The following is a 19,451-nucleotide window of genomic DNA, read 5'->3' as shown; positions in this document are numbered from 1 at the left end:
GGAGACAAAGGGAGGATACCGTATGGACGTAAGGGCCGCAAAGCCGCCACTGACCCCGGCCTTGACCCCGGTCATGGGCGCCGACGAGGTGAATGCCTATCTGATGGAGGTCTATCCGCAGCTCAATACGGACTATACGGAGTACCGTGCGGTCGAGGTCTGGCCGGGCGGCTGCCGGGTGCGGCTTACGGCCGGAGAACGGCATTTGCGGCCGGGCGGCACGGTGTCCGGCCCTGCCCTGTTCACGCTTGCCGACATCGGCGGCTATGTCTGCGCCCTTTCACATATCGGGCGGAAGGCGCTGGCGGTGACAACCAATCTCAACATCAATTTCATGCGCAAGGCCCAGGCCGGCGACATCGACGGCGTGTGCCGGATACTGAAGCTCGGCAAGGCGCTCATGGTGTTCGACGTCGCCATCGTGGCCGGCGAGGCCCAGGAGATGGTGGCCCACGCCACGGGCACCTATTCCATCCCACCAGCCCGGAAATAGTGTGGTACTATAATACCTTTTATACAAGACGTTGTTTTCATTAACTTTTCCAATCCATGAGCGCCTTTCTAGCGCTTGACTTGATCCGGCACGCCTTCTATAAGCCCGCAGATTGCGGCTACGGCCTCGATGTTTCGAGGGTCCGCCAGGATCATCGGTTCAAGCAACAAGAAACGCCCGGCCTCGCGGCCCGGTTTTTGAAGTGGATAAACGCATGAAAACCTTTTCGCAGAAGCCTGCGGAGGTGGAGAAGAAGTGGATCCTGATCGACGCCGAAGGGCTGGTCGTCGGGCGCCTCGCCACCATCGTAGCAAACCGCCTGCGCGGCAAGCACAAGCCCACCTTCACCCCGCATGTGGACGATGGCGACAATGTCATCATCATCAATGCGGGCAAGGTGGTGTTCACCGGCAACAAGCACCAGGACAAGAAGTATTACTGGCACACCGGCCACCCGGGCGGCATCAAGGAGCGCACCGCGCGCGACATCCTTGAAGGCCGTTTTCCCGAGCGCGTGGTCGAAAAGGCCATTGAGCGCATGATCCCCCGTGGACCGCTCGGCCGCCGCCAGATGAAGAATCTGCGCGTCTACGCAGGCGCCGATCATCCTCATACCGCCCAGCAGCCCGAGACGCTCGACGTTGCGGCGATGAGCAAGAAGAACGTAAGGGTCAAGGCATATGGCTGAAATCAACTCTCTCCAGGAACTGGGCGAGGCAACGCAGGCGACCGCCGTGCAGCCGGAAGCCCCGGTTCATGTCCAGAAGCTGGACGCCCAGGGCCGCGCCTATGCCACCGGCAAGCGCAAGAACGCCATCGCGCGCGTCTGGGTGAAACCGGGCACGGGCAAGATCTCGGTCAACGGCAAGGAATTCGCCGCCTATTTCGCACGGCCGGTTCTGCAGATGATCCTGCAGCAGCCGATCATCGCGGCCAACCGCAACGGCCAGTACGATGTCGTCGCCACGGTTGTCGGCGGCGGACTGTCGGGCCAGGCGGGCGCGGTGCGCCACGGCATCTCCAAGGCGCTCACCCACTACGAGCCGGAGCTTCGCGCCGTGCTCAAGAAGGGCGGTTTCCTGACCCGCGACAGCCGCGTGGTGGAGCGCAAGAAGTACGGCCGGGCCAAGGCTCGCCGCTCCTTCCAGTTCTCGAAGCGCTAAGCTTCATCATCATCGATGCGGAAAAGCGGGTCTTCGGGCCCGCTTTTTTGTTGGCGGATATCGGAGCAGCAGCTGCCGCCCCACCGCTCAGCGGTGCCGGTCCGGCACAAATTCGGGCGCCACACGCAACTCAGCCTTGACAGAAGGGCACCGCAGCAAGCCACATGCCATCGCGAACCGACCGCAGCGAGGAGCCCGGATGCCGCCGAAATCCATCGATTATGCCTTCACCGCACGCCACGCCGTGGGCGCGGCGCAGGATCCCACCTATGCCGGGGCGCTGTCCTTCATGCGCCGCAAATATTCGAAGGACGTCAGGGGCGCCGATGCCGTGGTCTGGGGCGTGCCGTTCGACGCGGCTGTATCGAACCGGCCGGGCGCGCGTTTCGGTCCGCAAGCCATCCGGCGGGCCTCGGCGATCTTCGACAACGATCCGCAATACCCGTTCCATCTCGACCTGTTCGACAAGCTCGCGGTGATCGATTATGGCGATTGCCTGCTCGATTACGGCAATCATCAGGAGACGCCGGCCACGATCGAGCGGGAGGCGGCGGGCATCATCGCGGAAGGCGCCTTTCTGGTGACGCTCGGGGGAGATCACTTCGTGACCTGGCCGCTGCTCAAGGCGCATGAAGCCAGGCACGGCCCCCTCGCCCTCGTCCAGTTCGACGCACATCAGGACACATGGCCGGACGACGGCAAGCGCATCGACCATGGCTCCTTCGTCGGGCGCGCGGCGCGCGACGGCACCATCGACGCGGCCCACTCCATCCAGATCGGCATACGCACACACGCTCCTGAAGATTGCGGCATCCAGATGCTGCAGGGCCATGAGATCGAGGAGATGCGGGCCGGCGAGATTGCCGAGGCGATAAGGCAGCGCGTGGGCGAACGGCCGACCTATGTCACCTTCGACATAGACTGCCTTGACCCCGCCTTCGCACCCGGAACCGGAACGCCGGTCGCAGGCGGGCCTTCGACAGCCAAGATGCTGTCCGTGCTGCGCCAGCTTGGCGGGGTTAACGTGGTCGGCGCCGACATCGTCGAGGTGTCGCCCGCCTATGACCATGCCGACATCACGGCCATCGCCGGCGCATCGGTTGCCATGCATTATCTGGGCCTGCTGGCGGAAAAGCGGCGATAACCGACCTCACGCGGCGATTCACGCGCTTTTCGCATTGATTCAGCGCGACGTTTCAACCATTTGAAACCGGACTCTTTTTCGGACCAGGACAATGACGGCAAAAATCTTCATCGACGGCGAACACGGCACCACGGGACTGCAGATCAGAACGCGGCTCGTCGAACGCAGGGACATCGAGATCATCTCCGTGCCGGTCGAGCAGCGGAAGGACCGCGCGGCGCGCGCGGACTGTCTCAACCGGGCCGATATCGCAATCCTGTGCCTGCCCGACGATGCCGCGCGTGAAAGCGTTGCGCTGATCGAGAACGACACGACCCGCGTGATCGACGCCTCCACCGCCCATCGGGTGACCGACGGATGGACCTATGGTTTCGCCGAGATCGAGGCCGCGCAGGCGGATGCCATCGCCAATGCCAAACGGGTCGCCAACCCCGGCTGCTGGCCGCAGGGACCGATAGCCGTGCTTCGCCCGCTGGTGAAGGCCGGCCTGCTGCCGGCGGATTTCCCGGTAACGGTCAACGGCGTTACCGGCTATTCGGGTGGCGGCCGCACGATGATCGAGGATTACGAGAGCCAGGGCGAGAACGCGCCGGAATTCCTGCCCTATGGCCTGACCCTGAACCACAAGCACCTGCCGGAGCTCAAGGCCTATGCCGGGCTCTCGCGCGATGCGCTGATGCAGCCGGCGGTGGGCGACTTCGCCCAGGGCATGATCACCGTCGTGCCCCTGCAATTGGCCCTTCTCGACAAGGTTCCGACGGGCGCCGAGCTTCATGCGGCCATCGCCGACCATTATGCCGGGCTGAAGGAAAGCGTCGTGGAGGTCGCGCCGCTGGAGGCGATGGAACGTTCGCCGACACTGGAGCCGCAGGCGCTCAACGGCACCGATGCCATGCGCCTCCATCTTTTCGTCAACGAGGCACGAGCGCAGGCCCTTCTGGTCGCCGTCTACGACAATCTCGGCAAGGGCGCGTCCGGCGCGGCTGTCCAGAACATGAACCTCATGCTGCGCGGCATGGGCGTTTAGTCGGCCTCAGGCGGAGCTTTCCCACCATCAACGCGCCCCAGGGCGTGGTCACGGCCGATGAGGATGACCTGACGCATGGCCTCGGCGGCGGCTGGTGGGTCGCGCCGTGAGATGGCTTCGGCGATCAGGTGGTGCGAGTGGCCGATCTCCTGGAATTCACGCGACGGCCGGTCGGGAGAACTCAAGCCGAAAGCACCGACGAGCGCTGCTTCGATAAGCGAGCCGACATTGTACATGAACGGATTCTCGCAGGCCTGCAGAACCGTCAGATGAAATTGCAGATCGGCGCGAATGAGATCCTCGGGCGTTCCGGCCGACGACATCTCGTCGGCTATGCGCAACAGCGCGCGGACATTTTCAGGCGTGGCCCGCTTTGCCGCCAGCTCGGCCGCGCTTGGCTCAAAGGAAAGCCGCATCTCACTCAAATGGATTAGGAAGAGTCGGTCGAAGCCGCGCTCCAGATGCCAGGACAGGACGTCCGCGTCGAAAAGGTTCCACTGCTTGCGCTCGGTTACCCTGGTGCCGATGCGCGCGCGCGGCACGATCAGGCCCTTGGCCGATAATGTCTTCATCGCCTCCCTCAGGACCGTCCTTGAGACCTTGAAGCGATCGGCGAGTTCGTTGTCGCCCGGGAGTATTGAGCCGATGGGGATTGCGCCGGAGACGATCTCCCGCCCGAGTTCGTTCACCACATGCGAATGGCTGGTGCGGCGCAGCGGCCGCGAAAGTGCCGTGTCAAAGAGCCCCATCAGCGTCCATGTGCATTCTCCGGCACCGCGGCTTTGCGCGCCGTCGCCCAGAGTATCCCTTTCTGCAGGAAGATGAACACGAACAACAAGACCCCGATCACGATCTTCGTCCACCAGCTGGACAGCGTGCCGTCGAAGATGATGTAGGTCTGTATCAGACCCATGATGAGAATGCCAAGCAGAGTGCCTGCGACAAAGCCGCTGCCGCCGGTCAGAAGCGTTCCTCCGATGACGACGGCGGCTATGGCGTCAAGCTCGACGCCGACGGCGGCAAGGGAATAGCCTGCTGTCGTGTAGAGCGAGAAGACGATGCCCGAGAGCCCCGCAAGAAGGCCCGAGAGCGCATAGATGGCGATCGTCGTGTTGCCCACCGAAACGCCCATCAGCCGCGCCGTGGCGATGCCGCCTCCCAGTGCGTAGACGTTCGCGCCGAAGCGGGTGCGATGGGCCAGCACCATTCCCGCGATGAACACCAGCAGCATGAGGCCGCCGATCAGCGTCAGGCGGCCGCCGCCCGGCATCCGCCAGTAGAGCGACTGCAGGACGCCGTAGAACTCATGGGCGATAGGGATCGAGTCGGTCGAAAGAACAAAGGCCATGCCGCGCGCCAGGAACATGCCCGCCAGCGTGACGATGAAGGGCGGCATCTCCAGATAATGGATGATCGCCCCCATGGTCGCGCCGAACAAGGTCGTGATGACAAGCGCGAGCGCGAAGACGGTCAGCGGATGCATCGAGCTGTTAGCCAGAACAACGGCGATGAACACCGTGGTGAAGGCAATGACGGAGCCAATCGAAAGATCGATTCCGCCCGACAGGATCACGAATGTCATACCGACGGCGGCGATGCCCAGAAAGGCGTTGTCGGTCAGCAGATTGCCGATCACCCGCGTCGACAGCATGGCGGGGAACTGGGCGTAACAGAGCGCATAGGCAATCACGAAGATCGCGGTGGTGGCCGCCAGCGGCAGGTAGCGGGAATTCATGGCGCCGATTGCTCCTTGTCGAAGACTTCCTCCTTCGGGGCCCGCCAAAACACCAGGAACGTGCGAAGCGCGGGCGACTGGATGACCAGGATGAGGAGAATGATGACGGCCTTGATGATGAGGTTGAACTCGGGCGGGAAGCCGGAACTGAGAATGCCGGTATTGATCGACTGGATGATCATGGCGCCGATGAGGGAACCCAGGAGCGTGAAACGGCCGCCCAGCAGCGAGGTGCCCCCCAGCACCACGGCCAGGATGGCGTCCAGCTCAAGCCACAGGCCGGCATTGTTGGCATCGGCGCCGCGAATGTCGGCGGCGGCGATGATGCCGGCAATCGCCGCGCACAGGCCGGACACCATATAGACTGTTATCAACAGCACGCGGCTGTTGACGCCGCTCAGCGTGGCTGCGCGGCGATTGACGCCGATGGCTTCGATCAGGAGCCCCAGCGCGGTGCGGCGGACGACGAAAGCGACGAGCAGGCCCATGCCGATCCACAGCAGCACCGGTACGGGCAGCGCGAAAATCGAACCGCTGCCGAAGAAGGCGAGACCCTCATTGTTGAAGGTCAGGATGACGCCTTCGGTGATCAGCTGCGCTATGCCGCGCCCGGCGACCATCAGGATGAGCGTCGCGACGATCGGCTGGATGCCCAGCACCGCGACCAGCATGCCGTTCCAGGCCCCGCAGGCCACGCCGACGACGAGCGCCGCGGAGACGGCCGCCGCGACGCTGCCGCCGCTGGCGACCTCCGATGCGGCAACCGCGCCGCATATGGCCATGACCGCACCGACCGACAGGTCAATGCCCTTGGTCGCGATGACCAGCGTCATGCCGATGGCGAGCAGGGCCACAGGGGCACCGCGGTTCAGGATGTCGATCAGGCTTCCATAAAGCCGGTCGTTCTGCACTGTGATGTCGAGGAAGCCGGGAAACATGGCGGTGTTGATCGCCAGAATGGCGACCAGCGCCACGATCTGCGGCAGAAAACGGCGAACAGAGCCAAATGTCTCTGCATTCATGCCCCGACCTCCGCAGTTGCGTCCGCGGCGATCGCGCGAACGATGCTGTCCGTGTTGATCTCGGCGCCGGCAAGTTCTGCCACGTGCTCCCGGTCACGCAGCACGACGATGCGGCGTGCATAGGCGACGAGTTCCTCGAGCTCGGACGAGATCACAAGGAGGGACATGCCCTCGGCGCACAAATCCTCGATCAGCCTTATGATCTCGGCATGAGCGCCAACGTCGATCCCACGGGTCGGCTCGTCGAGGATGAGCAGTTGCGGTTCCGTGGCGAGCCAGCGCGCCAGGATCGCCTTCTGCTGATTGCCGCCCGACAGCAACCTGATCGGCTTTTCGCGGTCCGAAGTGCGGATGTCGAGCGCCTTGATGAAGCGGTCGGCCAGAGCGTTCTGCTCGCGCGCCGAAAGCGGCCGTGCCCAGCCGCGTCGGGCCTGGAGCGCCAGGACGATGTTCTCGCGCACCGAAAGATCGCCGACGATGCCATCAGTCTTGCGGTCCTCGGGACAAAAGCCGAGGCCTGCGGCTATGGCCTTGCGCGGCGAGGTCAGGCTGAGGGGCTTGCCGTCCATCTCGGCATCGCCGCTGTCGTGGGGGCGAACGCCAAAAATGACCTCGGCCGTCTCGGTCCGTCCCGACCCCAGAAGCCCGGCCATGCCGACCACCTCGCCTCGCCCGATGTCCAGGTCGAAGGGTGCGATGCTCCCTGCCCTGCCGAACCCACGGAAGCGAAAGCGCGTCTCCGGTTCGCCGCCGCGCTCGGCCGCGTGTTCCCGCGTTTCCTGGGAAAGCTCATGGCCCAGCATCATCGTGACCAGATCGAGCCTTTCCGTCTCGGCGATCGCGCGGGTGCCGACGAGGCGGCCGTTGCGCAGCACGGTGAGGCGGTCGGATATCTCGAACACCTGGTCGAGGAAGTGGGTGATGAAGATGATTCCCAGCCCCTTTTCGCGCAGCGAGCGCACGATGTCGAAGACCATCCGCACTTCATGCGCATCGAGGCTGGCGGTCGGCTCGTCGAGGATCAGCACCTTGCCTGAAAGGTCGACGGCGCGGGCGATGGCGACGATCTGCTGGACGGCTACGGAATAGGCGGAGAGTTCGCGGGCGACATCGATTTCCAGCCCGTATTGGGCCAGCATCCGCCGGGCGTCGCGGTTCATGGAACGCGTGTCGACCATGCCGAAGCGTAGCGGTTGACGGCCCATGAAGAGGTTTTCTGCAACGGTGAGATTGGGCAGGAGGTTGACCTCCTGATAGACGGTGCCGATCCCCAGCTCTTGCGCGTCGAACGTATCGCGGGGATCGACCGGCCGCCCGTCCAATACGATCTCGCCGCTGTCGCGGCGATAAGCGCCGGTAAGGCACTTGATCAGCGTCGATTTGCCGGCGCCGTTTTCGCCCAGAAGCGCGTGCACCTCGCCCGCCTTGAGGCTGAAATCGACCGCATCGAGCGCCAGTGCGCCAGGGAAGCGCTTGGTGAGATTTTCGACGCGGAGCATCGGTTCACTCGACATGACCCGTCCTGTCCTAGAGCAATCCCAGGAAAAGTGGAAACCGGCTTCCGGCTGGAATTGCGTAAAATCAAATGGTTAGAGCAGTTCGGCGTCTCTGTGAACAGATGATCCGATCTAGATCAGGATGATCTTTCATCGAAACGCCCCCTCGATCCATCTCCTTGCTGGAGCATGATCTTCTCGAAAACCGGCATCCACTTTTCGGGATTATGCTCCAGCTCCGGCGAAAGCCAAAGGAACTGGCGCTGCGGACTACGAAAAGCGGCGGGCCGGGCATGCGGCCCGCCTTCCCGGCTCAGTAGCCGAGATCCTTCTTTTCTTCGTAGACCTTCATCGGGTCGTCAGCCTGGGTGTAGAGCTTCGATTCGGTCTGGATCCACTTCTCCGGCTCGGTGCCGTCTGCAAGATAGGCTTCCAGAACGTCGAAGGCCGGCCCGGCCATGTTCGGCGTCAGTTCGACGGTGGCGTTGGCTTCGCCGGCGGCAAGTGCCTTGAAAATGTCGGGCACCGCGTCGATGGAGACGACAAGGATGTCCTCGCCGGGCTTCAATCCGGCTTCCTTGATGGCCTGGATAGCGCCAAGGGCCATATCGTCGTTGTGGGCGTAAAGGGCGCAGATGTTCTTGCCGCCGTCCTCCGACTTGAGGAAGCTTTCCATCACTTCCTTGCCCTTGGTGCGCGTGAAATCGCCCGTCTGGCTGCGGATGATCTCAAGGTTGTCGCTGCCGGCGATGGCCTCCTCGAAGCCCTTCTTGCGGGCGATGGCCGGGGACGAGCCGGTGGTGCCCTGCAGTTCAACGATGTTGCAGTCCCTGTCGCCGACGGCCTCGACCAGCCAATTGCCTGCGACCTTGCCCTCATGCACCTGATCCGAGGTTACCGCCGTCAGGTAGAGATCGTCGGATGCCTTGATGGTGCGATCGAGAAGGATGACCGGGATTTCCGCGTCCTTCGCTTCTTCCAGGACCGAGTCCCAGCCGGTTTCAACGACGGGTGCCACCAGGATCGCATCGACGCCCTGCGCGATGAAGGAGCGGATCGCCTTGATCTGGTTTTCCTGTTTCTGCTGGGCGTCGGCAAATTTCAGGTCAATGCCGCGCTTTTCGGCTTCCTTCTTGGTGACGGTGGTCTCGGCCGCGCGCCAGCCCGACTCCGAACCGATTTGTGAAAATCCAACGGTCGTTGCCGAAGCCACCGACGTGCCAAGGACGGCCGACGCGAGCATGGTCGCGCCAGCAAGAGCTGACTTAAAGAGCATGATTTCCTCCCGAATTGCTCAGCTGCAGAGCAGCACAGGGAAAAAATCATACTATATTACTTTTGTAAAGCAACGTCGTGCCGCCTGCGCTGGCAGGGACGTGAGCGGCAGCGCTCAGGAGCGCAGTTCCACCCGCGTTTCGGGCGGATAGGCTCCCTTGGCGGCGCGCCAGTGGGCGGCGGCGAAGCCCAGCACCACGAGCGCCATGGCCTGGTGCGCAAGCGCCCAGCCCAGCGGCACGACCATGAGCAGCGTTGCGATGCCGATGGCGGCCTGTATGCAGATCAGGAGGAGGAGCACCACTGCGCGTCTTGCATGGGTCGAACCTGGCGCGCCGCGCCATGTCTCGACGCAGTGCCACACGGCGAGCAGAAGCAGGGCGTAGGCACCCAGCCGATGGACGAACTGCACGGTCTTGGGATTTTCGAATAGATTCAGCCAGGCCGGCGACTGGGCGAACAGGCCCTGGGGGATGATAGCGCCGTCCATCAGCGGCCAGGTGTTGTAGGTCATGCCGGCATCGAGGCCGGCCACCAGGCCGCCGAGGTAGATCTGGACCAGAACCGCGAAGACCAGCCAGCCGGCAAAGCTCTGAACGCGAGGAACGGCGCGCCCGCCGCTGTGGGGCGCAAGGCCGCGCGCCACCACCATGACGGCGGCGAATATCACGCAGGCGATGGTGAGATGGGTGGCGAGGCGGTACTGGCTGACGTCCACCCGGTCGACGAGGCCGGAAGCGACCATCCACCAGCCGATCGCGCCCTGCAGCGCGCCCAGCCCCAAAATGCCCAAGAGCTTCGGCTTGAGGCGTCGTTCGAGCCGTCCGGTCAGCCAGAAGAAGGCCAGCGGCAAGGCGAAGACGAAGCCGACGCCGCGGGCCAGCAGCCGATGCCCCCACTCCCACCAATAGATGGTCTTGAAGGCGTCGAGGCTCATTCCCTTGTTGACCTGCTGATACTCGGGGATCTGGCGATATTTTTCCAGTTCCTCCTGCCATTCGGCTTCGCTCAGCGGCGGAATGACGCCATGTATCGGTTTCCATTCGGTGATCGACAGGCCGGAATCGGTAAGCCGCGTCGCCCCGCCCACGATCACCAGCGCGAACAGTGTGACGAGGACCGCGTAGAGCCATAGCCGGACGCATAGCCGATTTGTGCTATCGACGGCCGGTACGGCACTGGGAGGCGACGTTTCAGCTATTGCAGTCATATTTTCACCGGACAATCGGAAGCGGCCTGCACGGGCGGATACCGCCCGATGTTCCCGGCCTTCCATCTCGAAGGATGTCGTGCCGCAACCTTCCGCCCCTGGCAAGCTTCCTGGCGGCGACATGCGGTCGCGGTTGCAGTTGAACATTCGTTCGGGCGGTTGTACGAGAGGCCGGCCTCGCCCACTCCGGACCGGGCAGCGCCACCTTTCGGGAAACGCTGGACAAGGACGCGACGATGCCGGTTCGACTGCGGAAATTCATAGGCATGATCGGCCTTGTGGCGCTCGTGGTGGTGTACGCCATAGTATCCACCGCCTTCGCGGTCGCGCAACTTGCCGACAAGGGCCCTCTCGTCCATCTTGCCTTCTATGTCGGTTCGGGGCTCGCCTGGATATTGCCGGCCATGCTGATCGTGAAATGGATGGAGGGGCGGCCAAAGGCCGACAAGTAGTCCGGCCGTCGAGCATTCCTTCACACTTTTTCTATAGCTTCCGCCGAATGCGGAACGATTGAGGAATTGGATGTCGGGGGCTGCATCGGCACTGGAGAATACGGCACACGCTTCGCCGCAAGGAGGAACGGGAGCGGTGAAGATGACCGCCGAGCTCGCCGCCGCCGATGAGCACGGCGTCGCCGCCTATCAGCGCTTCTGCCAGGCAGCCATCTACCCCCCACCGCAATCGCCCGATTGGCTGGCCGCCTGGGCTTCGCACCATCACGATCTGGTCGTGGCGATGCTTCATGTGGACGGGCGCCCGGCGCTGGCACTGCCGATGGAGATCGTGCGGCGGGGGCCGTTGCGGGCGGCGCGCTTTGTCGGGGGAACCCATGCCAATGGCAATTTTCCCGCCCTTTTCCCGGCACGGTACGCCAAGCCCGAGCAGCTAGCCGGCGCGCTCGTGACCTTGCTGCGGCAAGAACGGCCCGATATCGACATCATTGCCCTGGAACGTCAGCGGACAATGTTTCGAGACCGTCGAAATCCATTGATGACGCTGCCCCATACGCCCAGCCCCAATGTTTCGCTGGCGGTGGACCTGACCGGCGGTATGGAACAGATCCTCCACGGAAGCAGCGGCCGGCGCCGGCGCAAGAAGCACCGCGCGCAGATACGCAAGCTGGAGGCCGCCGGCGGCTATCGCCGCTACATGGCGCGGACGGCAGAAGAGGTCGAGCTTCTGCTGGACGCATTTTTCCGAATGAAGCATCACCGTTTCGCCAAGATGGGAATCCGGGACGTTTTCGACGACCCCGCCGTGCAGGCAAGCTTCCGGACGCTGTTTTGCGATGCTTTGAACCTGTCGCCGCCACCCTTTGTCCTGCATGCGCTGGAAGCCGGCGGCGTGCTGCGGGCTATAACCGGGTCGAGCCAGAGCGGCGATGCGCTGATCTGCGAGTTCAGCACCTTCGCCGAGGATGAGCTTGCCCATGCCAGCCCCGGCGATTTTCTGTTCTACGAGAACATTGCTGCCGCGGTCGAGGATGGTTTCGCGGTCTACGACTTCAGCGTCGGCGATGAAGTCTACAAGCGCGTCTGGTGCGACGTGGAGACCCATCATGTGGACGTGATCGTTGGGCTTTCACCGCGCGGACGGGCCGTCGCCGCCACTTTGCGTGCACGCAGCCGGGCAAAGCGGTTCGTGAAGACGAGCCGATATCTGATGCAGATGGTGCGCTACCTGCGTCGGATCGCGCCGACAGAGTGACATTGGACAGTCGCGGAGGATGTCCGGTTCACGCGACATCCCTTCCGGGCGGGGCCGGCGGCGGGAAATGGCCGACAGGCGTCACGAGCAGCGGTGTGTCGTATCCTTCCTGCCTGAGCTCATCTCGCGCCGCCTTTATGGCGCTGTCGGCGGGATCCAGCACGCTGACGAGGATCTGCGTGTCATCGTCCATGAGCCTTGCAAGAGCCTCCGCCTCGGCCGGTCCGCACTCGACGACGACCAGATCATAGGCGGTGGAAAGCGAGTTCATGATGATCGGCAGCCGGTCGAGCCCCCGCATGGCGCGGTCAGGATCGGCGGTGCCGATGGGAATTACATGGCATTCCGAATAGAGATCGCTGTGTATGATGTCGGCGAACTGGGCCTCGGCCGCGAGCAAATTGGTGATGCCGGTATAGGAAATGGTCTCCAGCATCGGCATTGAGGCGGCTCCCGAGGCTGTCAAGTCGACCAGGAGAACGCGAAGGCCGGCGTCGGAGACCTCGCGCGCAACCAGGACGGCCGTCGCGGCCGCATCGTCGCCTTCGGGCGACACGAAAACGGCTCGCCCGATGCCGGTGGCAATCAGCGCCTCGGCCGCCGCCTCCACATGGACCTCGCCCAGCGGCGAGGAGGAAGGAACGAAGGCCGGCGCCGGTTTCTCTTCAACGGCCGTTTCCGGCTCTTCTTCCAGATCGCCGGCGTGGTGAACGGAGACGGCCGGGAATGCCGGCTTGCCGCGCTCGCGGTCGGCCGGCATCTCGACCTGCTCGACGGGTTGCATCTCGCCGGCAGCGGGGCGCATGGCGCGGCCGCTGAACAATTCCCGCAGCAATGTGACGATGGCCATGACCAGCAACGCGGCGGCGAAGGCGGCGATGGTGACGGGGATGACCTTCGGGAAGTAGGGCTCGGCCGGAACGGTCGCCCGCGAGAAGATGCGCGCATCCACCGGCAGATAGTTGCGGTCGCCGCGGGCGACGGCCTCGCGATAGCGGGTGAGGTAGGATTCCAGCAATTCGCGCTGAGCGGCAGCTTCGCGCTCCAGCGCACGCAGTTCCACCTCCTCCTGGCCGGCCCGGCCGGACTCGGCCTTCAACTGGTTCAGCTGATCAACCAGTTCGCGTTCGCGCAGGCGCGCCGTTTCCGCTTCGGTCTCCAGCCCCTCGATCACCTTGTCGACTTCGGCGCGTATCTGTCCGTCCAGATCGGCGAGTTGCGACTGCAGGGCCCTGATGCGCGGGTGATTGTCGAGGAGCGATGTCGACAGGTCCGCGATCCGTGCCTTGAGCTCGACCTGCCGCTCGCGCAAGCGCTGGATCAGTCCCGAAGCCAGAACGTCCGGCAAATTCTCCAGCGACGCACCGCGGCCCGCCGCCGACCGGATGGTTTCGATCTTCGCTTCGGCCGCCGAGCGGGCGGCGCGAACGCGGGAGAGCTCGCTCGAAAGCTCGGCAAGCTGCTGGGTTGCCAGAACCGTGTTGTTCTGCCCCATCAGAAGATCCGACTGGGAGCGGAAATCGGCCACCTTGCCCTCGGCTTCCTTCACGCGCTCCCTGAGATCGGCGATCTCAGGCTCCAGCCAATCGGTGGCCTCGGTGTTCGACCGCTGCTTTGCCGCCCGTTGCGACGCCACATAAGCGTCGGCGACGGCGTTGGGCACGCGGGCGGCCAGAACGGGATCCTCGGACGAGAACTCGATGACGATGACGCGGGAATTCTCCACGCGATATACCGTCAGCTTTTCCCGGAAAGCTTGTAGAACGCGCTCTTCCGGCGGAATGGCCGCCGGGCTGTTCTTGAGGCCGGTCATGATGAAGAGGCGATCGAGCAGCGATATGCGAGCGGCATCGAATTCGTCGCGGCTGGCAAGATCGAGCTGCCGCGCCACCTGGGCCAGTATCTCGGCAGAGGAGATGACCTGCACCTGGCTGGTCACCCCTTCCGCGTCGAGCAAGGCCCGGCCCTGATCGTCGGCGGTCGATGGGCGGGTATAGACGGATTCGCCCGCTTCGATCAGCACGCGCGTCTCTGCCCTGTATCGAGGCGTGGCGAGCGCGGCCAACAGAAAAACGATACTGGTGATGCCAATCGCGAACAGCGCGATCCGCAGCCAGTCGCGCCGCAGGCTTTCGAACAGCCGGCCGAGATCGACATCGACGTCGCTGGCCATTGTTTCACCGCTCTTCATGCATCCCACCCCAGTGGCCGCCCAATATCTGTCGCGATCAAGGTAAATGGACGTGGTAACCACGGGGTTAACCGCAAATAGCCTTCATCCACGGCGCGCAGCGGTGGGGCATGCAGCCATATGCGGCCGCTTAACCCGGCATTAACCGTAATCGCCGGATAAACATACGGAGCATTGATGAGCGTTCCGCTGCCCAACAAGAGATACGCGTATCCGGTCATGAAAAACCGTACCCATATCGCAATCGGCCTTTCGGCGGCGGTCCTGCTTGCCGGCTGCGGCGGCTATCGCCCTCCCCCGCCGGCTTTCCACGAAGCGCTCTACCAGCCCTATGTGATGGACGCCGGCGACCGGCTGCGCATCACCGTCTTTGACCAGGAAAACCTGACGAACGTCTACAGCGTCGATCAGGCGGGCTATGTCTCCTTTCCGCTGGTCGGATCGGTTCCGGCGCGCGGCCGCACTCCGAAGCAGCTCGAACAGGAACTCGCCCGGATGCTGCGCAACGGCTATCTGCGTGATCCCGACGTGACGGTCGAGATCGACCGCTACCGGCCGATCTTCATCATGGGCGAGGTCGGCGGGCCGGGGCAATATTCCTACGTTCCAGGCATGACCGTGCAAAAGGCGATAGCTGCGGCGGGCGGTTTTTCGCCGCGCGCCAACCAGGCCAATGTCGACGTGACCCGCGAGATCAACGGCAAGGTGATGACCGGACGCGTTCTCACCTCTGATCCGCTGCTGCCCGGCGACACGATCTATGTCCGGGAGCGGCTCTTCTGATGGCGCTCATGGGCGCTTCCATCTTTTCAGGGTGAGCAGGTTGCGCATCGTCCACTTGTTCCGGTCTCCGGTGGGCGGCATATTCCGCCACGTCCGCGACCTGTGCGATGCGCAGGCGGCGGCAGGGCACGAAGTCGGCATCGTCTGCGATTCCACCACTGGCGGCGAATATGAGGACCGGTATTTCCGTCAGATCGCCGACGGCCTCCCCCTCGGGGTGACACGCACGCCGATACAGCGCCATGTCGGTCCGGGCGACGTAGCCGCCGCCTGGCGGACGCTCAGGATCATCCGCGCCATGCAGCCCGACATTCTCCACGGGCATGGCGCCAAGGGCGGCGCCTATGCCCGCCTTTTCGGAACCGCGCTGCGCATGGGCGGGAGCCGCGTCCTGCGCCTTTACTCGCCCCACGGCGGCAGTCTGCATTACGATGCCGATACCACGGCCGGGCGCTTCTTCTTTTCGCTCGAAGCCCTGATGGGCCGCTTCACCGACCACATCCTGTTCGTTTCCGAATACGAGCTGCGCACCTATAAGGCGAAAGTGGGCGAGCCACGTCCGCCCTACAGCCTCGTCTACAATGGCGTGCGTTCGGAAGAATTTGCGGATGTGGCGGAGGCGCCGGATGCGGCGGACTTCCTCTATGTGGGCATGATGCGGGATCTGAAGGGGCCCGACCTTTTCCTGGATGCGCTGAAGCTGGTCGAGGAGGGCGCGCACCGACCGCTGACAGCGGTGATGGTCGGCGATGGAGACGATCTCGAGAAATACAAGGCGCAGGCCAGGGAGTTGGGGTTCGGCGACAGGGTGCGGTTCTTTCCCGCCATGCCGGCACGCCAGGCGTTTGCCAGGGGCCGTGTGATGGTTGTTCCCTCGCGGGCAGAGGCGATGCCATATATCGTCCTGGAAGCGCTGGCGGCCGGCCGCGCTCTGATCGCGACGGCGGTGGGCGGCATTCCCGAAATCTTCGGCGGCAGCTCGCCCGCCCTTTGCCGGCCAGAACCCGTCTCGCTTGCCGAGCGCATGAGGCTCGCGCTCGAAAGTCCCGGCGAGTTTGCCCGCTCGATGCCGGCAAGGGACACGCTGCGCGAGCGCTTCGGAGCCGACGCAATGGCTTCGCGGATCGAGGATGTCTACTGCCAGGCGATGTCGCGATGAGGCCGGGCATCAAGGGAATCTTAGTGCCTTGATGCTATCGCCGGATAAACTGGCGGTTATATGCAATGAACAAATATGATCCCACGTCGCGTTTCTCGAAGGAAGCTGTCCGGAGGTCGGCCGAGTTGGAGAACGGGCCGCGCAAGGCCAGGCCGAAGCTAGGCCAGGTGGCCAATCAGGTCGCGCTGCAATACCGGCGGGACACCATGTCCCCTGTGATGGTCAGCGGCGTCATGCGGATCGTCGAGTTCGGGCTGCTGTTCGTCTCCGGCGCGGCGCTCTATGCCGGCTATGTGGGACTGGGCACCCATCTTTACTGGCAGTACCCATTGATCATCCTCGGCATATCGCTGGTGACGGTGATTCTGATGGAGTTCTCCGACTGCTACCAAATGCCGGCGCTGCGCAATCCGATCGGCCAGATCGGGCGCATCCTGCTCATCTGGTCGGCCACTTTCGCTCTGGCCACGGTGGCGCTGTTCTTCCTGAAGATATCGGCCGAGTTCTCTCGCTATTGGCTCGGCGCCTGGTATGCGACCGGCCTCGGGCTGATCTTCGTGCTGCGTCTGGCCACGGCGCAGCTCTTCAAGCGTTGGGCGCGCAACGGGCGGATCGAACGTCGCGCGGTCATTGTAGGGGGCGGCAAGAACGCCGAGGTGCTGATCCGCTCGATCGAGCGCGAGCCCTATAACGATATCCGCATCTGCGGCATCTTCGACGATCGCGACGACAAGCGTTCGCCACCCGTGGTGGCCGGCTATCCGAAGCTGGGCAATGTCGAGGAACTGATAGAGTTCGCCCGCATCGCGCGCATCGACATGCTGATCGTTTCGCTGCCGTTCAATGCCGAGGCACGCGTCCTGGCCATGCTGCGCAAGCTGTGGGTGCTGCCGATCGACATCCGCCTTTCGGCCCATTCGAGCCATCTGCGGTTCCGACCGCGCGCCTATTCCTATATCGGCTCGGTGCCGATGCTGGACATCTTCGACCGCCCGATCAACGACTGGGACTCCGTGGCCAAAAGGGCGTTCGACATCTTCTTCAGCCTGCTCGGCATTGCCGTCTTCTCGCCCGTCATGCTGGCGACGGCCATTGCGATCAAGCTGGACAGCAAAGGGCCGGTTCTCTTCAAGCAGCGCCGGCACGGCTTCAACAACGAAGAGATCGAGGTCCTGAAATTCCGGTCCATGTATACGGAGCAATGCGACCCGACGGCGAGGAACGCGGTGGTGAAGGACGATCCGCGCGTCACCCGTGTCGGACGGTTCATCCGCAAGACGTCCATTGACGAGTTGCCGCAATTCTTCAACGCGCTCTTCGGAAGCCTCTCCCTCATCGGGCCGCGCCCTCATGCCATTGCGGCCGAGGCGCACAACCGGCTCTTCGACGAGGTTGTGGACGGCTATTTCGCCCGGCATCGGGTCAAGCCGGGGGTCACCGGCTGGGCTCAGATAAACGGCTGGCGCGGCGAGCTCGACACCGAAGAGAAAATCCGCAAGCGCACGGAGTACGACCTCTATTACATCGAGAACTGGTCCCTGTGGTTCGACCTCAAGATCCTGTTCCTTACCCCTATCCGCCTGCTCGACACGGAAAACGCCTATTGAGCGGCGCCGGCCATAGCACTGCGGCGCTGCCGGGCGGGGCGGTCAACCGGCGGCTGATCGAGATCATCCGCGCCGGGGCGATCACGATCGGCGTCTTCCTGTCCGGCTTCGTCATCCGCGAGCCGGCGCCCTACGAACTCTACATGGCGGGGCTGATCGGGGTCTGGGCGCTGTTCGGCCTGAGGATCTCGCGCTCCATCGCACCCCTTCTGGTGCTTCTGGTGGTTTTCAATATCGGCGGCCTCATATCGATGAGCCAGCTTGCCGATCTCGGCGACATACCGCTTTATATCGCCGTCTCGCTGTTCCTTGCGTTCACGGCTGTCTTCTTCGCCGCGGTCGTGGAAACGCAGCCGGGCGTGCTGCCGCTCATCTTCCGAGCGTGGCTGGCGGCGGCCTGCATCACGTCGCTCGCAGGCATTCTAGGCTATTTCAATGCGTTTCCGGGCGCTGAAATATTCACCCGCTATGGACGCGCGGCGGGCGTCTTCGAGGATCCGAACGTGTTCGGCCCGTTCCTGACCGTTCCCGGCATCTATCTCCTGCACCGGATGATGACCGGCAGCCTGCGCCACGCGCTCATTGCCACGGTGCCCTTCATCATCATAACGCTCGGCGTCTTCTTCTCGTTCTCGCGCGGCGCCTGGGGCCTTTACCTCGGCTGCGCGCTGATGCTGACCCTGGCGCTGTTCATCCATAATCGGCGGGGCATCGTGCGGCTGCGGATCATCGCCATGAGCATCGCCGCCTTCGCCATCGCCTCAATGGCGCTTCTGGTCGCGCTGCAGATTCCGGAAGTGGCCGAATTGTTCTTTGAACGGGCCAAGCTTGCACAGGATTATGACAGTGCCCGACTGGGACGCTTCGCACGCTTCGGCATCGGATTCATGATGGCGGTCGAGCATCCCATGGGCATCGGCCCGCTCGAGTTCGGCCAGATGCTGGGCGAGGATACGCATAATATCTGGCTGAAGGCGCTGCTCGATTATTCGTGGCTCGGCTTTGCCGCTTATCTCACGCTGATTATCTGGACCGTCGCGGGCGCATTCGGGATCCTCTTCCGCGACCGTCCGTGGCAGCCCTATCTCTTGTGCGCCTATGTGGTGCTCATCGGCCATATCGCAGTCGGCACGGTGATCGACACCGACCACTGGCGGCACTTCTATCTGATCCTCGGCCTGATCTGGGGATGCATCGCGCTGGAACAGCGCCACCAGGCGCGCCAGCAAGAGATATGGGTCAAGAAGAAAATGGTCGGAGCGGCGGGATTCGAACCCACGACCCCTTGACCCCCAGTCAAGTGCGCTACCGGGCTGCGCTACGCTCCGAGCCGCGTGAAGGCTTATATTTTCGATGATTGCGGCGCAAGGCCAAAATCACGCCGCCGGCGCGAAAAGCGGTTGACCGTGGAACCCATCGGCGTTTTCCCTTGCATGCCG

At 63.5% G+C, this 19,451-nt stretch carries 18 protein-coding genes and 1 tRNA gene; 11 read left to right on the top strand and 8 right to left on the bottom strand.

All coding sequences use genetic code 11. From position 1 onward, the window contains the following. Positions 1-22 precede the first annotated feature (22 nt). From NTH_RS18130 to argC, 5 genes are all read left to right on the top strand, one after another. On the top strand, positions 23-493 hold the full coding sequence (locus NTH_RS18130) for a PaaI family thioesterase (protein ID WP_338531341.1): 471 nt from the start codon (positions 23-25) through the stop codon (positions 491-493). A gap of 214 nt (positions 494-707) precedes the next feature. Then, the gene (gene rplM, locus NTH_RS18125) at positions 708-1,181 is read left to right on the top strand and encodes a 50S ribosomal protein L13 (RefSeq protein WP_338531340.1); all 474 of its coding nucleotides are present in this window, start codon (positions 708-710) and stop codon (positions 1,179-1,181) included. After that, entirely contained in the window at positions 1,174-1,656 is a 483-nt protein-coding gene (rpsI, locus tag NTH_RS18120; protein WP_338531339.1) for a 30S ribosomal protein S9, read from the top strand. Before rplM ends, rpsI begins: the two co-directional genes overlap by 8 nt. Before the next feature lie 199 nt (positions 1,657-1,855). Continuing rightward, positions 1,856-2,800 (top strand): agmatinase, encoded by a 945-nt coding sequence (gene speB, locus NTH_RS18115; RefSeq protein ID WP_338531338.1) that lies wholly within the window; start codon positions 1,856-1,858, stop codon positions 2,798-2,800. 91 nt (positions 2,801-2,891) lie between these two features. Then, on the top strand, positions 2,892-3,827 hold the full coding sequence (gene argC / locus NTH_RS18110; RefSeq protein WP_338531337.1) for an N-acetyl-gamma-glutamyl-phosphate reductase: 936 nt from the start codon (positions 2,892-2,894) through the stop codon (positions 3,825-3,827). Here the strand turns inward: argC and NTH_RS18105 are convergent. From NTH_RS18105 to NTH_RS18080, 6 genes are all read right to left on the bottom strand, one after another. Further along, positions 3,824-4,579: a FadR/GntR family transcriptional regulator gene (locus NTH_RS18105; RefSeq protein ID WP_338531955.1), complete on the bottom strand. Its 756-nt coding sequence runs from the start codon at positions 4,577-4,579 to the stop codon at positions 3,824-3,826. The genes argC and NTH_RS18105 overlap by 4 nt on opposite strands. Beyond that, on the bottom strand, positions 4,576-5,562 hold the full coding sequence (gene yjfF, locus NTH_RS18100; protein ID WP_338531336.1) for a galactofuranose ABC transporter, permease protein YjfF: 987 nt from the start codon (positions 5,560-5,562) through the stop codon (positions 4,576-4,578). The genes NTH_RS18105 and yjfF overlap by 4 nt, the downstream gene beginning before the upstream one ends. Continuing rightward, on the bottom strand, positions 5,559-6,584 hold the full coding sequence (locus tag NTH_RS18095; protein WP_338531335.1) for an ABC transporter permease: 1,026 nt from the start codon (positions 6,582-6,584) through the stop codon (positions 5,559-5,561). Before NTH_RS18095 ends, yjfF begins: the two co-directional genes overlap by 4 nt. Continuing rightward, complete coding sequence (gene ytfR, locus NTH_RS18090) at positions 6,581-8,098, bottom strand: galactofuranose ABC transporter, ATP-binding protein YtfR (protein ID WP_338531334.1); 1,518 nt, start codon at positions 8,096-8,098, stop codon at positions 6,581-6,583. Before ytfR ends, NTH_RS18095 begins: the two co-directional genes overlap by 4 nt. A 295-nt stretch (positions 8,099-8,393) precedes the next feature. Continuing rightward, entirely contained in the window at positions 8,394-9,356 is a 963-nt protein-coding gene (gene ytfQ / locus NTH_RS18085) for a galactofuranose ABC transporter, galactofuranose-binding protein YtfQ (protein ID WP_338531333.1), read from the bottom strand. Positions 9,357-9,470: 114 nt separating this feature from the next. Beyond that, positions 9,471-10,565 carry a COX15/CtaA family protein gene (locus NTH_RS18080; protein WP_338531332.1) on the bottom strand — a complete coding sequence of 365 codons (1,095 nt, stop codon included), beginning with the start codon at positions 10,563-10,565 and terminating at the stop codon, positions 9,471-9,473. A 236-nt stretch (positions 10,566-10,801) separates the two neighbouring features. Between NTH_RS18080 and NTH_RS18075 the strand changes: the two genes are divergently transcribed. Next, positions 10,802-11,017: a DUF2842 domain-containing protein gene (locus tag NTH_RS18075; protein ID WP_338531331.1), complete on the top strand. Its 216-nt coding sequence runs from the start codon at positions 10,802-10,804 to the stop codon at positions 11,015-11,017. Positions 11,018-11,159: 142 nt separating this feature from the next. Continuing rightward, positions 11,160-12,272, top strand: a complete 1,113-nt coding sequence (locus tag NTH_RS18070) for a GNAT family N-acetyltransferase (protein ID WP_338531330.1) — start codon at positions 11,160-11,162, stop codon at positions 12,270-12,272. Positions 12,273-12,300: 28 nt separating this feature from the next. Here the strand turns inward: NTH_RS18070 and NTH_RS18065 are convergent, their stop codons facing one another. Further along, the gene (locus NTH_RS18065; RefSeq protein ID WP_338531329.1) at positions 12,301-14,463 is read right to left on the bottom strand and encodes a GumC family protein; all 2,163 of its coding nucleotides are present in this window, start codon (positions 14,461-14,463) and stop codon (positions 12,301-12,303) included. 219 nt (positions 14,464-14,682) lie between these two features. On the opposite strand from NTH_RS18065, the gene NTH_RS18060 reads away from it, so the two are divergent. From NTH_RS18060 to NTH_RS18045, 4 genes are all read left to right on the top strand, one after another. Next, a complete protein-coding gene (locus NTH_RS18060) occupies positions 14,683-15,246 on the top strand; it encodes a polysaccharide biosynthesis/export family protein (protein ID WP_422392448.1) in 564 nt (187 codons plus the stop codon). Beyond that, positions 15,224-16,405 (top strand): glycosyltransferase family 4 protein, encoded by a 1,182-nt coding sequence (locus NTH_RS18055; RefSeq protein ID WP_338531327.1) that lies wholly within the window; start codon positions 15,224-15,226, stop codon positions 16,403-16,405. The genes NTH_RS18060 and NTH_RS18055 overlap by 23 nt, the downstream gene beginning before the upstream one ends. A gap of 65 nt (positions 16,406-16,470) precedes the next feature. Further along, positions 16,471-18,012: an undecaprenyl-phosphate glucose phosphotransferase gene (locus NTH_RS18050; RefSeq protein ID WP_338531326.1), complete on the top strand. Its 1,542-nt coding sequence runs from the start codon at positions 16,471-16,473 to the stop codon at positions 18,010-18,012. Further along, on the top strand, positions 18,009-19,301 hold the full coding sequence (locus tag NTH_RS18045) for an O-antigen ligase family protein (protein ID WP_338531325.1): 1,293 nt from the start codon (positions 18,009-18,011) through the stop codon (positions 19,299-19,301). The genes NTH_RS18050 and NTH_RS18045 overlap by 4 nt, the downstream gene beginning before the upstream one ends. On the opposite strand, the gene NTH_RS18040 is transcribed toward NTH_RS18045, so the two are convergent. After that, positions 19,264-19,340: transfer RNA gene (locus NTH_RS18040), tRNA-Pro, on the bottom strand. The genes NTH_RS18045 and NTH_RS18040 overlap by 38 nt on opposite strands. Between the last annotated feature and the right edge of the window lie 111 nt (positions 19,341-19,451).

The sequence above is a fragment of the Nitratireductor thuwali genome, from assembly GCF_036621415.1.
GTDB lineage: Bacteria > Pseudomonadota > Alphaproteobacteria > Rhizobiales > Rhizobiaceae > Chelativorans > Chelativorans thuwali.
Note: the sequence above shows the minus strand (reverse complement) of the source record. Positions and strands in the feature narration are given on the sequence as shown.

Excerpts from the sequence above, each read along its gene's own strand:
- NTH_RS18080 (WP_338531332.1), bottom strand. The coding sequence starts at position 10,565 with ATGACTGCAATAGCTGAAACGTCGCCTCCCAGTGCCGTACCGGCCGTC.
- NTH_RS18060 (WP_422392448.1), top strand. The coding sequence starts at position 14,683 with ATGAAAAACCGTACCCATATCGCAATCGGCCTTTCGGCGGCGGTCCTG.
- NTH_RS18130 (WP_338531341.1), top strand. The coding sequence starts at position 23 with ATGGACGTAAGGGCCGCAAAGCCGCCACTGACCCCGGCCTTGACCCCG.
- NTH_RS18055 (WP_338531327.1), top strand. The coding sequence starts at position 15,224 with ATGTCCGGGAGCGGCTCTTCTGATGGCGCTCATGGGCGCTTCCATCTT.
- rpsI (WP_338531339.1), top strand. The coding sequence starts at position 1,174 with ATGGCTGAAATCAACTCTCTCCAGGAACTGGGCGAGGCAACGCAGGCG.
- rplM (WP_338531340.1), top strand. The coding sequence starts at position 708 with ATGAAAACCTTTTCGCAGAAGCCTGCGGAGGTGGAGAAGAAGTGGATC.
- ytfQ (WP_338531333.1), bottom strand. The coding sequence starts at position 9,356 with ATGCTCTTTAAGTCAGCTCTTGCTGGCGCGACCATGCTCGCGTCGGCC.
- argC (WP_338531337.1), top strand. The coding sequence starts at position 2,892 with ATGACGGCAAAAATCTTCATCGACGGCGAACACGGCACCACGGGACTG.
- speB (WP_338531338.1), top strand. The coding sequence starts at position 1,856 with ATGCCGCCGAAATCCATCGATTATGCCTTCACCGCACGCCACGCCGTG.
- NTH_RS18050 (WP_338531326.1), top strand. The coding sequence starts at position 16,471 with ATGAACAAATATGATCCCACGTCGCGTTTCTCGAAGGAAGCTGTCCGG.
- NTH_RS18075 (WP_338531331.1), top strand. The coding sequence starts at position 10,802 with ATGCCGGTTCGACTGCGGAAATTCATAGGCATGATCGGCCTTGTGGCG.
- NTH_RS18065 (WP_338531329.1), bottom strand. The coding sequence starts at position 14,463 with ATGAAGAGCGGTGAAACAATGGCCAGCGACGTCGATGTCGATCTCGGC.
- NTH_RS18095 (WP_338531335.1), bottom strand. The coding sequence starts at position 6,584 with ATGAATGCAGAGACATTTGGCTCTGTTCGCCGTTTTCTGCCGCAGATC.
- yjfF (WP_338531336.1), bottom strand. The coding sequence starts at position 5,562 with ATGAATTCCCGCTACCTGCCGCTGGCGGCCACCACCGCGATCTTCGTG.
- ytfR (WP_338531334.1), bottom strand. The coding sequence starts at position 8,098 with ATGTCGAGTGAACCGATGCTCCGCGTCGAAAATCTCACCAAGCGCTTC.
- NTH_RS18070 (WP_338531330.1), top strand. The coding sequence starts at position 11,160 with ATGACCGCCGAGCTCGCCGCCGCCGATGAGCACGGCGTCGCCGCCTAT.